This is a genomic window from Collinsella sp. AF37-9, from assembly GCF_003475115.1.
Classification (GTDB): domain Bacteria; phylum Actinomycetota; class Coriobacteriia; order Coriobacteriales; family Coriobacteriaceae; genus Collinsella.
In genome coordinates this window covers 56,527-69,378 of sequence record NZ_QROQ01000008.1, presented here as the reverse complement: position 1 = coordinate 69,378, position 12,852 = coordinate 56,527, and the positions used below count along the sequence as shown (strand labels likewise).

Annotated in this window: 8 protein-coding genes; all 8 read right to left on the bottom strand. The window is 62.0% G+C overall.

Annotated features, from left to right (window positions below):
* Positions 1-92: 92 nt before the first annotated feature.
* A complete protein-coding gene (gene carB, locus DW024_RS04170) occupies positions 93-3,407 on the bottom strand; it encodes a carbamoyl-phosphate synthase large subunit (protein ID WP_118377044.1) in 3,315 nt (1,104 codons plus the stop codon).
* A gap of 1 nt (position 3,408) precedes the next feature.
* A complete protein-coding gene (gene carA / locus DW024_RS04165) occupies positions 3,409-4,848 on the bottom strand; it encodes a glutamine-hydrolyzing carbamoyl-phosphate synthase small subunit (protein WP_118373239.1) in 1,440 nt (479 codons plus the stop codon).
* A gap of 208 nt (positions 4,849-5,056) precedes the next feature.
* Entirely contained in the window at positions 5,057-6,022 is a 966-nt protein-coding gene (locus tag DW024_RS04160) for a hypothetical protein (RefSeq protein WP_118377043.1), read from the bottom strand.
* A gap of 19 nt (positions 6,023-6,041) precedes the next feature.
* Entirely contained in the window at positions 6,042-7,814 is a 1,773-nt protein-coding gene (locus DW024_RS04155) for an ABC transporter ATP-binding protein (RefSeq protein ID WP_118377042.1), read from the bottom strand.
* Positions 7,815-7,896: 82 nt separating this feature from the next.
* On the bottom strand, positions 7,897-8,592 hold the full coding sequence (locus DW024_RS04150; RefSeq protein WP_199576923.1) for an NUDIX domain-containing protein: 696 nt from the start codon (positions 8,590-8,592) through the stop codon (positions 7,897-7,899).
* 21 nt (positions 8,593-8,613) lie between these two features.
* Positions 8,614-9,918 (bottom strand): phosphoribosylamine--glycine ligase, encoded by a 1,305-nt coding sequence (gene purD / locus DW024_RS04145; protein ID WP_118377041.1) that lies wholly within the window; start codon positions 9,916-9,918, stop codon positions 8,614-8,616.
* Between the two features lie 118 nt (positions 9,919-10,036).
* The gene (locus DW024_RS04140) at positions 10,037-11,323 is read right to left on the bottom strand and encodes an adenylosuccinate synthase (protein ID WP_089572585.1); all 1,287 of its coding nucleotides are present in this window, start codon (positions 11,321-11,323) and stop codon (positions 10,037-10,039) included.
* Between the two features lie 93 nt (positions 11,324-11,416).
* On the bottom strand, positions 11,417-12,814 hold the full coding sequence (gene dnaB / locus DW024_RS04135) for a replicative DNA helicase (RefSeq protein WP_006235827.1): 1,398 nt from the start codon (positions 12,812-12,814) through the stop codon (positions 11,417-11,419).
* Positions 12,815-12,852: the final 38 nt, after the last annotated feature.

Sequence of the window (12,852 nt, the reverse complement as noted above, 5' to 3'; positions counted from 1 at the left end):
GAGGGGCCGAGTTTCCTCCTGAGCGACTCTGCTTGCAGCCGGAGCGAAAGGGGGAAATCTCGGCCCCTCCCGCCCCGGCCGACCAGGTCACACTACACCGTGTACTGCGGCAGGTCCTGCAGGGCGATGACGTCCATGCCCATGTCGTTGGCACTGCCGTGACCCTGCTGGTCCTCGCGCACCGCCTCGATGGCACTCACGTACGTGTTGGCGGCAGACATTGCGGTCACGCAGGTCACACCGCGTCGCACTGCCTCGGTGCGCAGCAGATAGCCGTCGCCGCGCGAGCCCGGACCGTACGGCGTGTTGATGATCACCGCGATCTTGCCATCGGCAATGAGGTCGCCGATGTTGGGGCGCTCGCCGTCGTGCGGGCCGCTAATCTTCTCCACGATCTCGCACGTCACGTTGCCTCCACGCAGCACGCGCGCCGTACCCTCGGTAGAGCAGATGTCAAAGCCCAGGTAGCGCAGGATGCGGGCGACCGAAAGGATATGGCGCTTGTCGCGGTCGCACACGCTGATGAACACCTTGCCGACGCTCGGGTCGGGCAGCTTGTAGTCAATCGCCAGCTGCGTCTTGGCGTATGCCTCGGGATAGCTCTTGGCGATACCCATGACCTCGCCCGTCGACTTCATCTCGGGCCCCAGGATGACGTCGGCGCCCGGGAAACGACCCCAGGGCATGACGGCTTCCTTCATGCAGAACCAGTCCAGCTGACGTTCGTCGCTCGGCAGGCACAAGCTCGCGATGGAATCGCCTGCCATGATGCGCGCCGCGCATTTGGCCAGCGGCACACCGGTGGCCTTGGAGATAAACGGCACGGTACGGCTGGCGCGCGGGTTGGCCTCGATCACGTAGACGGTCTCGCCCTTGATGGCATATTGTACGTTGACCAGACCGCGGACTCCCAGCGCCATCGCGATGCGGCGCGTGGTCTCGCGGAGCTTCGCCTGCAGGCTCTCGCTAAAGCTGAACGGCGGGATGCAGGTCGCGGAGTCGCCGGAGTGAATACCGGCTTCCTCGATATGCTCCAGGATGCCGCCGATGTATACCTCTTCGCCATCGCACAGGGCGTCGACATCGGACTCGATTGCGCCCTCCAGGAAGCGGTCCAGATACACCGGGTAGTCGGGGCTGATGCGCGCAGCCTCTGCCATGTAATCGCGCAGATGCTCGGCATCGTAGGCGATCATCATGCCGCGGCCGCCCAGCACGTAGCTCGGACGCACCAGCAGCGGGTAGCCGATGTGCGCGGCCACGGCCTCGGCCTCCTCAAACGAGGTGGCCTGACCCGCCGGCGGGTACATAATGCCCAGCTTGTCGAGCAGGGCGGCAAAGCGCTCGCGGTCCTCGGCAAAATCGATGGCGTCGGGCTTTGTGCCCATAATGTTCACGCCGCTCTCCTCGAGCATGCGCGCCAGCTTAAGCGGGGTCTGGCCGCCGAGCGTCACCACGACGCCGTCGGGGCGCTCGACATCGATAACGTCCATGACGTCCTCGTAGGTGAGCGGCTCAAAGTACAGACGGTCGGACGTGTCATAGTCGGTCGAGACGGTCTCGGGATTGCAGTTGACCATGATGGTCTCGAAGCCGCGAGCCGCCAGCGCGTAGCTCGCATGCACGCAGCAGTAATCGAACTCGATACCCTGGCCAATGCGGTTGGGGCCGGCGCCCAGGATCATCGCCTTGGGCTTGTCCGCCGGCGTGGTCTCGTCGGGAGCCACGCACTTCTTGGCATCCGGGCTCGTGCGGTAGATGTTCTCGTACGTCTTGTAGTGGTACTCCGTGGCGCTCGAGAACTCGGCCGCGCAGGTATCGACCGTCTTCATGCTGGGAACCACGCCCAGGCCCTTGCGGTAAGCGCGCACAAAGCGCTCATCGGAGCCGGTCAGCGCGGCAATCTCGGCGTCGCTCGTGCCGTACTGCTTGAGCAGGCGCATCGCGTCGGCGTCGATATCCTCCACGCGCAGGCCGCGGATGCTCTCCTGGACCTGCACCATGTCGTTGATACGGTTGAGGTACCACGGATCGATACCGCAGATGGCATGGATGCGGGCGATGTCCCAGCCACGGCGCAGGGCCTCGACCACAAAGAAGATGCGGTGCTCGGTCGGGGTTGCCACGGCCTGAGCGAGCTCGTCGTCGCTCAGCTTGTCGGCACCCTCCTTGCCACCGGCGCAAATGCCCTGATGTCCGTCCTCCAGCGAGCGCATGGCCTTGCCAAAGGCCTCCTCAAAGGTGCGGCCGATCGCCATGATCTCGCCCACGGCCTTCATGCGCGTGGTGAGCGTGGGGTCGGTACCCTTGAACTTCTCGAAGGCAAAGCGCGGCACCTTGACCACGCAGTAGTCAATCGTGGGCTCAAAGCAGGCGGGCGTTGCCTTGGTGATGTCGTTGACGATTTCGTCGAGCGTATAGCCAACGGCCAGGCGCGCGGCGGCCTTGGCGATGGGGAAACCCGTGGCCTTGGAGGCCAGTGCGGACGAGCGGCTCACGCGCGGGTTCATCTCGATGACGATCAGACGGCCGGTCTGGGGGTTCACGGCAAACTGCACGTTGGAGCCGCCGGTCTCGACGCCGATCTTTTCCAAGATGGCGAGCGAGGCGACACGCATGCGCTGATACTCAAGGTCGGAGAGGGTCTGCGCCGGTGCCACCGTGATGGAGTCGCCGGTATGCACGCCCATGGGATCGAGGTTCTCGATGGAGCACACGATGATGCCGTTGCCGGCGTGGTCGCGCATGACCTCCATCTCGTACTCTTTCCAGCCCTCGATGGACTCCTCGACCAGCACCTCGTGGGCAGGCGAAAGCTCGAGGCCCTGGCTCACGATAGAGACGAGCTCCTCATGGGTATGCGCGATGCCGCCGCCGGCACCGCCGAGGGTAAAGCTCGGACGCAGCACGCAGGGATAGCCCACGCGCTCGGCGATGGCCTCGGCGTCAGCCACGCTATAGGCGTAGCCCGAGCGCGCGACCTCCAGGCCGATCTCGGCCATGGCCTCGTTAAAGAGCTTGCGGTCCTCGCCGTGCTCGATGGCGGCCAGGTCGCAACCGATCATCTCGACGCCGTACTTGTCGAGCGTGCCGTCCTTTGCCAGCTCGACGGCGGCGTTCAGACCGGTCTGGCCGCCCAGCGTGGGCAGCAGCGCGTCCGGGTGCTCTTTCTTGATCACGCGCTCGATAAACTCGGCGGTGATAGGCTCAACATAGGTGCGGTCAGCCAAGCCCGGGTCGGTCATGATGGTCGCCGGATTGGAGTTGACCAGGATGACCTCAAAGCCATCCTCCTTGAGCACCTTGCAGGCCTGGGCGCCGGAGTAGTCGAACTCGCAGGCCTGACCGATAACGATGGGGCCCGAACCAATAACGAGGATGCGCTTGATGTCAGTACGTTTAGGCATGTTAGTTCTCCTCGGTCGCAGCGTTCTCGGACTCGGCGAAATTCCAGCCGGCGAGGCGGTCCTTCGCGGTGTCGATGTCCAGGTAGTTCTCCTCGCCGTCCATGAGTCGCGTAAAGGCGGTAAAGAGATAGTGGGCATCGGTGGGGCCGGGCGAAGCCTCGGGGTGGTATTGGACCGAGAAGCACGGGGCGTCGAGCAGCTGGATGCCCTCGGCGGTGCCGTCGTTGAGGTTCACATGTGTCAGGCGAATGCGGCCAAAGCGCTCGTTCATCACGACCGGCGCGATACCGCGGCGCACCCAGGCGCGCAGGTCGCCATCGGCCGCATGCTCGGTTTCGCCGCCGGAAAGCTCCGGAATCAGTTTGCCCAGACTGGGGAACAGCAGGCCAAAGCCGTGGTTTTGCGCGGTGATCTCCACGCGACGGCTCACCAGATTCATAACCGGCTGGTTACCGCCACGGTGACCGAATTTAAGCTTTTCCATTTGGGCGCCGCAGGCCAAGCTGATCATCTGGTGACCTAGGCAAATACCAAAGACCGGCACCTTGCCGATCAGCTGCTGCACCTGCTCGTAGGTCTCCACCACGGCGTCGGGGTCGCCGGGGCCGTTGGACAAAAAGACGCCATCGGGATTCATCTCGAGCACCTGCTGGGCGGGCGTATCCCACGGCACGACGGTAAGGTCGCAGCCGGCGCGGACCAGCCCCTCCAGAATGCCGCGCTTCACACCGCAGTCGTAGGCGACCACTTTGTGACGGGCAGGAGCGGCAACCGCAAGCGCAAAGTCATGCGTGGCAGGCAGGTCGGCGGCCACAAACTCGTGAGGCGCGGGGCAACTTACGGTCTTGACCAGGTTCTCGCCCACCAGCGTCGGCGCTGCGGCCAGACGCTCGGCAAGCTCGTCGATGTCGAAGATCTCGGTCGAGATAATGCCCATCTTGGAGCCGTTGTCGCGCAGATGGCGCACCAGAGCGCGGGTGTCGACACCCTCGATAGCGACGATGCCGTGAGCGCGCAGGTACTCCGGTACGCTGACGGCCGAGCGCCAGTTAGAAGGCGTGGCACACATGTCGCGAACGATCATGCCACGCATAGCCGGAGCGCTCGCAGGGCGCACGGCGTCGCCGGGGAAGGCCGACTGGACGTCGGTCTCGTCGATACCGTAGTTGCCGATCTGCGGATAGGTCATGGTTACGATTTGGCCGGCATAACTCGGGTCGGTCATAACCTCAAAGTAGCCCTCGAGCGAGGTGTTGAAGCAGACTTCGCCGGTCGCGGTGCCCTCGGCGCCGCATGCGCGTCCATAAAAAATGGTCCCATCCTCAAGATACAGGGTGCAGGGACCGCAAGCGCCCTTGCTGGTTTTGGCCAGCATACGCTGGCACAGCTCGCTGGGCGCGATGGTGCGGGCGGCAGCGCCCGCAATATGGTTGTTCGCCATAGTTCTCCTTCCCGGTCTCACAGGACCGGCTTAAAGGTGTGCAGTTAGGCCTCGCGGTATTGTAACCGCAAGCATGCCTCATGGCGTTAATTTCATCGAAATGTTTACGAAATGATAATTATGACTTTCTATGCATAATGATTTTTTAATCCCCGTCCCAGAAAAATCATCCCGCGTGGGCTTGTGGCTCACGCGGGACGATGGCCTCTTACCTTTTCTTGTCCTGTTCCAGCAGATCGGACGGTGAGCGATCAGGCTTGCCGCCGCGGAAAATCTCGCGGCCATGCAGACGATGTTCCAGGTCACGTTCGGCCTTTTCCTCGTCAATCTTGGTCTGGCTCACCACCGGGTCCTCAATCAACGACGACACCGAGTTCACCTGCTTCTGAATGCGCTCGGCGATGGTGTCATCCATACTCACGATGCGCATCTTCCAGTCGATACTCGTAGCGTTGGATGAGCTCTTGGTCCACACGAACGTCAGGATGGCGCTCTGGTGGCCCTGAGCGGGAAACATGCCAAAGAAGGAATCGTGCTGAATGTTGCTATCCTCGTCGATATAGGCGTGAACGTTATACACCACGCGGTCAATCTTATCGTTGAGCAGCGCGTTGGTCGCAAGTGCCGCGGCCTGAATCTGCCCGTTGGACAGCAGCTCGAGCTCGTTGGCAGACGATGTGTCCAACACCGTTACCTCGACCGTACCCGTACGCTCATCGGCCTCGTCGACGGAAAAGTCGAGCGGGAACTGCGTAAAGCCGTTGCCCCACTCGAGGCCGCCCTTCAGCGCCGTCGAAACGGTATCGACCGAAACGCTCTCGGACAGGTTGGCGGTGTTCAGACGACGCATCACGCCGTAGCCAATCTGCATGCCCACGATCAGCACCAAGATGCCGATAACCACGGCCATGGCAGTCTTCGTAATGGTATGGCTCACCTGCGAGCCCGAAGGATCGTCCTCGGACAGCGGGTCGATATGTTTTGCCTGGCTCGCGCGGTCCTCGCTGCGCAGCTGCGCTAGCGCCGCTTTGTCACCGCGCTTGGCCGCAGCCTCCTTCTCACGCATGCGCTCGGTTCGCTTTTTGGCAAGCGTGGGATCCAAGACGCCGGATGCATCGATTTCGGAGAATAACTCCGTCACTTCTTCCGGAGTCAAAGGGTTCTTGTCAGCCATAAACTTCCTGTCATATCAATCAGTCGAGCTCGTGCGCACGCGCACCTTCGAACTGCATTCGATAGTAACGGGCATAGGTGCCGCCACGGGCGAGAAGCTCCTCGTGCGTGCCACGCTCCACAACGCGACCATGCTCAACGGTCGCAATCTCATCGGCATGCTTAATGGTCGAAAGACGATGGGCGATGATAATCGTGGTGCGGCCGCGTGCCAGCTCTTCGAGTGACTCCTGCACCGCCTCCTCGCTCTCGTTATCCAAAGCACTCGTCGCCTCGTCCAAAATCAGGATCTTGGGGTTCTTGAGAAACACACGCGCAATGGCAACGCGCTGCTTTTGGCCGCCCGAAAGACGGCTGCCGCGCTCGCCCACGACCGTGTCATAGCCCTGTGGAAGCGACTCGATAAAGGCATCGATGTTGGCGCGACGGGCGGCCTCGGCGATCTCTTCTGCCGTAGCGCCCGGCTTGCCGTAGGCGATGTTCTCGCCGATTGTTCCGTCAAACAGGTAGACATCCTGCTGCACCAGGCCGATGGCGCGGCGCAGGCTCTGCTGCGTCACATCGCGCACGTCCTGGCCGTCGATGCTAATGGATCCGGCAGCCACGTCATAAAAGCGCGGCAGCAGCGAACAGGTCGTGGACTTGCCACCGCCCGAAGGACCAACCAAAGCGATGGTCTGCCCGGGCTTGATGGACAGATTCATATGGTCGATAACGGGACGCTCTTCGGCATCGCCCTCGCCCAGCTCAACGTCCTCGTAGTTAAAGCACACGTCGTGATAATCCACGGCGCCGGCGGTCACCTGCAGATCCGTGGCGCCCGGCTTGTCCTGGATATCCGGCGCGGTCGAGAGTACCTCGTCCATGCGCTTAAAGCCGGCGATGGCCTTCTGATACGTTTCGGCCGAATTGACGAGCGTCTCGAGCGGCGTGCAGAACAGCGAAATATAGAGTGCAAAGGTCGCCATATCGACCGCCTGCAGCTGCCCCTGGGCGACCAGCCAGCCGCCCAGCAACACCACGATCACATAGAGCACACCCGAAAGCAGGCCATACGTCGCGGTATAGACGCCCATGGCGTGATACATGTTCTCCTTGGACGAAAGATAGCGATTGTTAGAGGCGCGGAACTTGAAGCGTTCGGTCTCCTCATTGGCAAAGCTCTTGACCACACGCATGCCCGCCAGCGAATCCTGCAGCTGCGCATTGATGCCGCTGATCTTTTTGCGGTTGTCGCTAAAGACCTCGCGCATGCGCATGTTCTGCCAAAACATGATGACCGCAAACGCCGCCGTCACCACGGCCATGGCGAGTGCCAGCACTGGGGCGATGGTAAAGAGGATCACAAACGAGCCGATAATCTCGATGCCGCAGATGATGATCCACTCGGGCACGTGATGCGCCGCCTCGCAGATATCGAACAGGTCGTTGACCACGCGGCTCATCATGTCGCCCGAGCTGTTGCGGTCGAAGTACGCAAAGCTAAAGCGCTCATACTGGTCAAACAGGTCCTCGCGCATCTTGGACTCCATACGCGCGCCCATCACGTGGCCCCAATAGCTCACAAAGTAGCGGCAGGCGCAGCGGACGGCATACATCAGCACCAAGCCCACCGCGATCATACCGAGCGCCCGCATAATGGCAGCCTGACCCTGGGTAAATAGCCCACCGGTCAAATTGCGCAGGATAATGGGGAACGCCAGGTCAATGGCGGCAAGCACCAGAGCGCAAACAGTATCAGCAACAAAAAGCCCCATCTGGGGCTTGTAGTAAGAAAGAAACCTCTTCAGCATGTGATCCTCAAAGAAATATCAACAACGTAAGGCCCTGGGACAAAGCAATCAGCAGTACTTGTCCCAGGGCTATCCCCACTCGTTAAAGCTCCGCGCCCCCAAGGCGGTGCGCGATGCTATCGCAGGCCAAGGCGCCCACGACGGTCTTGGCGTCTTCGATCTTGCCGTCGAGCACGGCGTCGATCAGCTCGTGCAGCGGCACCAGGTCCACGTTGACAAACTCGTCATCGTCGGGGTTGGGCGCGTCGAACTCGAGCTTGGTAGCCAAGTAGATGTGGATGATCTCATCGCAAAAACCGCAGGACGTGACAATCGACGTCAAAAAGCGAATACGACCAGCCCTAAAGCCCGTCTCCTCATGCAGCTCGCGCTTGGCGCAATCGAGCGGGTCCTCGCCCGGGTCGAGCTTGCCGGCGGGAATCTCGACCGTCACGCGATCGATGGCGGTGCGGTACTGACGCACCAGTACGATCTTGCCGCTCTCGGTCAGTGCCACAACGGCCGCCGCACCCGGATGGCGAACGATATCGCGGGCGCTGCGGCGACCGTTGGGCAGCTCAACCTCAAGACGGTGGACGTCGAGGATCTTGCCCTTCCAGGCGCACTCCTCCGAAAGAATCTTCTCGTGCAGCTCGGCATCGTGCGGGTCGTCGTCGCCCAGCACCAGCGCCGGCTCGTCAGCGACCTCGCCACCAGGCTCGCCCTCGACGTGCCCATACATGCGGCTGTCCTCCTCGACGATCTGCGCGTCCACGAGTTCTTCGTTCTTCTCGTCCATCCGTCTCATTCCTCTCGGACTTTAGGCATCCCAGGCGTCGCGGCCACGCAGTGCACGCAGACCGATGTCGTGACGCAGGGTCTTGCCCTCAAAATCAATCTTCTCGCAGGCATCGTAAGCAAGGTTGCGAGCGTTCTCGAACGTGTCGCCCAGCGCGGTCACGGCAAGCACGCGGCCACCATTGGTCACGAGCTGACCGTCCACCACGGCGGTGCCGGCATGGTACACAGTCACGTTCTCCATGGCCTCGGCGTCGGCGATACCGGTGATGACCTTGCCTTTCTCGTAGCTGCCGGGGTAGCCCGCACTCGTCAGTACAACGGCCACGGCCCACTCGTCGCGCCAGTCGAGTTCAATCTGATCGAGTTCGCAGTTGGCGCAGGCGAGCATGACCTCGACCAGGTCGTTCTTAAGGCGCGGCAACACGACCTGCGTCTCGGGATCGCCAAAGCGAGCATTGAACTCCAGCACCTTGGGGCCGGCAGGCGTGAGCATAAAGCCGCCGTACAGGCAGCCGCGGTAGTCGATGCCCTCGGCAGCGAGCTCGGCCACGGTCTGCTCCATGACCGCCACCATCGTGGCGTGCTCCTCGTCGGTCACGATGGGCACCGGACTGTAGACGCCCATGCCGCCGGTGTTGGGGCCCTTGTCGCCCTCGAGCGCGCGCTTGTGGTCCTGCGAGGTGGCCATGGGACGCACGGTCTTGCCGTCGGTAAAGGCCAGCAGCGAGCACTCGGGGCCGGTCAGCATCTCCTCGATGACCACGGTGTTGCCGGCATCGCCAAAGGTGCCGCCAAAGCACTCGCGCACGGCCTCCTCGGCCTGCGAAAGCTCGGTTGCCACGATAACACCCTTGCCAGCGGCAAGACCGTCGGCCTTGACGACCAGCGGAGCGCCCTGCTCACGCACGTAGGCGAGAGCCGAAGCCTCGTCGGTAAACGAGCCGTAGGCTGCCGTCGGAATGCCCGCACGCTCCATGAGCTGCTTGGAGAACAGCTTGGAGCCCTCCATCTGGGCGCCCTCGGCACCCGGGCCAAAGCAGGGAATACCCGCCGCACGCACGGCGTCGGCCACGCCCGCCACGAGCGGAGCCTCGGGGCCAATTACCACGAGTCCGCATCCATGGCTCTGCGCAAACGCCGCCACGGCCGCAGGATCGCAGTCGTCGAGAACAACGTTCTCGCCACAGCTCGCGGTGCCGCCGTTGCCCGGCGCGATGTAGAGCTTGCCGGCGCGCGGTGATGCTGCGAGCTTAGCTGCCAAAGCATGCTCACGGCCGCCGCTGCCCAACAACAGGATGTCGATGGTTTGAGTGTCCGCCTTCAAGGGTGCCTCCTCTATGGATTAACGGCCCGCTCCACGCGAGCCCTTTGCAAGCAAATATACCCCTCGGCCGCCCGTCCGGGCTGCAAAGGGGTATATCGCAATAACCAAATAGTCCCGATTACTTCCAGAATCGGTTGATGATCTGCTCGCGACCAGCGCCAACGCCAATAAACGTCACGCGGGTGTGTGCCAGATCCTCGATAAACGCCACATAGTCCTGAGCCTCCTGCGGCAGCTCGTCAAAGCTGCGGCAACCGGTGATATCGCACTTCCAGCCAGGGAGCTCCTCGTAGATGGGCTTGGCATGCTCAAAGCGCACCTGATGCTCGGGCACGCTGGTGTAGCGCTCGCCATCGACGTCGTAGGCCACGCACACCTTGATGGTGTCGAAGGCCGAAAGCACGTCGAGCTTGGTCACGGCGATGTCGGTGAGGCCGTTGACGCGCGAGGCATAGTTGGCGATAGGGCCGTCAAACCAGCCGCAACGACGACGGCGACCGGTGGTCACGCCGTACTCATAGCCCTCCTCGGTCAGCGTGTGGCCAGCCTCGGACTCATAGGAAAGCTCGGTGGGCATGGGGCCCGAACCGACGCGGGTGATATAGGCCTTCATGACGCCCAGCACGCGGTCGACGTTCTTCATGCCCACGCCGGAGCCGGTGATGGCGCCGCCGGCGGTGCAGTTGGAAGACGTCACGTACGGATAGGTGCCGTGGTCGATGTCGAGTAGCGTCGCCTGGGCGCCCTCAAACAGCAGGTTCTTGCCCTCATCGATCATGTTGTTGAGCAGCAGGCTCGTCTCGGTGATGTAGGGGCGCAGGCGCTCGGCCATCGGCAGGTACTCGTCGCAAATCTGGTCCACGGTGTAGGTGGGCAGGTTGTAGATGAGCTCGAGCTCGGGGTTCACGCGGGCGAGAGCGGTCTCCAGCTTGTCGCGGAACAGCGTCTCGTCCAGCATGTCCTGCATGCGCAGGCCAATGCGGGCCATCTTGTCCTGATAGCACGGACCAATGCCGCGCTTGGTGGTACCGATGTTCTTCTTGCCGAGCTTCTGCTCAAAGGCGCCATCCAGATCGATGTGGTACGGCATGATGACATGCGCGTTGCCACTGATCTTGAGGTTCTTGGTGGTGATGCCGTCGGCCTCGAACATGTCGATCTCCTCAAGGACAACCTTGGGGTTGACGACGCAGCCGTTACCGATCACCGACACGTGGTCGGAATACATGATGCCGGAGGGCACCTGGTGCAGGCCGTACTTCTTGCCGTTGACGACGATGGTGTGACCGGCGTTGTTGCCGCCCGAGTAGCGCACGACGGCATCGAAGTCGCCGGCGACCAGGTCGCAAATCTTACCCTTGCCCTCATCGCCCCACTGGGCACCGACCAAAACGGTTGACGGCATGTTTACTCCTTACATTCATGGACTGTCTACGCGCCACGCCGGCACGCAGAAGCACAAAACATTCCCAGTATACCCGTGCAACGGGTGCCTGTCCTACTCCTCGGCATGTGCCCCATCAAGCTCATAGAACTTCGTGGATGCCGGCAGGAACATCAGGTCGACGTCGCCGATCGGGCCCGAACGGTTCTTGGCCACGACAATACGCGTAACGCCCTCGTCGGGTCGATCGTCGCGCGAGGCTTCGGCCTCGTCGGCGGAGCGGTCCAAGAACATAACGATATCGGCGTCCTGCTCGATGGAGCCCGATTCACGAAGGTCGGAAAGCTGCGGGCGCTTGCCGGTACGGGATTCGACCTGACGCGAGAGCTGCGACAGCGCGATGAGCGGGATCTTGAGCTCCTTGGCCATGATCTTCAGACCACGCGACATCTCGGAGACCTCGACGGTACGGCTCTCGGAGCGGCGTCCCGGCGGAGGACTCACCAGCTGCAGGTAGTCCAGGATGATGATAGCTTTCTCCTTGTTGTGGAGCATGCGGCGGCTCTTGGCGCGAATCTCGGTCACTGTGGTGCCGGGCGTATCGTCAATCAGAATATCGAGCTTGGACAAGGTCTGCGTGGCCTCGTTGATATTTGCCCACTGCTCGGGGCTAATGCGGCCCATGCGGAAGTCACTGATCGAGATCATGGCGTAGGCGCAAATCAGACGCTGGGCAATTTCCTTGCCCGACATCTCCAGCGAGAAGAAGCCGACGGTATAACCGGCAGCGGCAGCGTTGAGCGCCAGATTCAGGGCGAACGACGTCTTACCCACAGCAGGGCGGGCGCCGATGATGATGAGCTGGCCCTCGCGAAAACCCATGAGCATGCGGTCGAGCGACGGGAAGCCCGTGGGCACGCCCGCAGCCTGGCCGCCTGCCTGGCACACTTCCTCGGCCTCGTTATAGGCCTCGACCATAAACTCGGTCAGCGTCTTGTAGCTCGACTTGACCTCGCGCGCCGTGACCTTGAGCAACTTGCTCTCGGCCAGCTCCACGACCTCTTTGGTATCGGTGGGAGCGTTATAGGCCAGCGCGTTGATCTCGTTGGTGGCGCCGATCAGCTCACGCAGCATCGAATCGCGGCGAACGATAGCGGCATGGTGCTGCCAGTTGACGAGCGACAGGGTCTGACCCATCAACTCCAAAATGTAGGCCTCGCCGCCCACGGCATCAAGCTTGTTGATGCTTCGCAGGTAATCGATCAGCGAGATGGAGTCGATGGGAATGCGGCTGTTGTACATATCGACCATCGCGGTATAGATGGTCTTATGAATGGGCCGGTAGAAGTCATCGGGCTGCAGCTCGACCTGGGCCTCTTCGACCACCTCGGGCGATAGCAGCATAGCGGCCAGTACATTGGCCTCTGCATCTTGGTTTTGGGGAAGACCCAACTTGGAGCCGCGGTCCTCAACCGTCAGCCCGGTCTCCCTATCGTCATATGCCATGAGCATCCTCATTCATATCGCTTGCGAGCATCCATAGTATCAGC

Excerpts from the sequence above, each read along its gene's own strand:
- dnaB (WP_006235827.1), bottom strand. The coding sequence starts at position 12,814 with ATGCTCATGGCATATGACGATAGGGAGACCGGGCTGACGGTTGAGGAC.
- carB (WP_118377044.1), bottom strand. The coding sequence starts at position 3,407 with ATGCCTAAACGTACTGACATCAAGCGCATCCTCGTTATTGGTTCGGGC.
- carA (WP_118373239.1), bottom strand. The coding sequence starts at position 4,848 with ATGGCGAACAACCATATTGCGGGCGCTGCCGCCCGCACCATCGCGCCC.
- DW024_RS04140 (WP_089572585.1), bottom strand. The coding sequence starts at position 11,323 with ATGCCGTCAACCGTTTTGGTCGGTGCCCAGTGGGGCGATGAGGGCAAG.
- DW024_RS04155 (WP_118377042.1), bottom strand. The coding sequence starts at position 7,814 with ATGCTGAAGAGGTTTCTTTCTTACTACAAGCCCCAGATGGGGCTTTTT.
- DW024_RS04160 (WP_118377043.1), bottom strand. The coding sequence starts at position 6,022 with ATGGCTGACAAGAACCCTTTGACTCCGGAAGAAGTGACGGAGTTATTC.
- DW024_RS04150 (WP_199576923.1), bottom strand. The coding sequence starts at position 8,592 with ATGGACGAGAAGAACGAAGAACTCGTGGACGCGCAGATCGTCGAGGAG.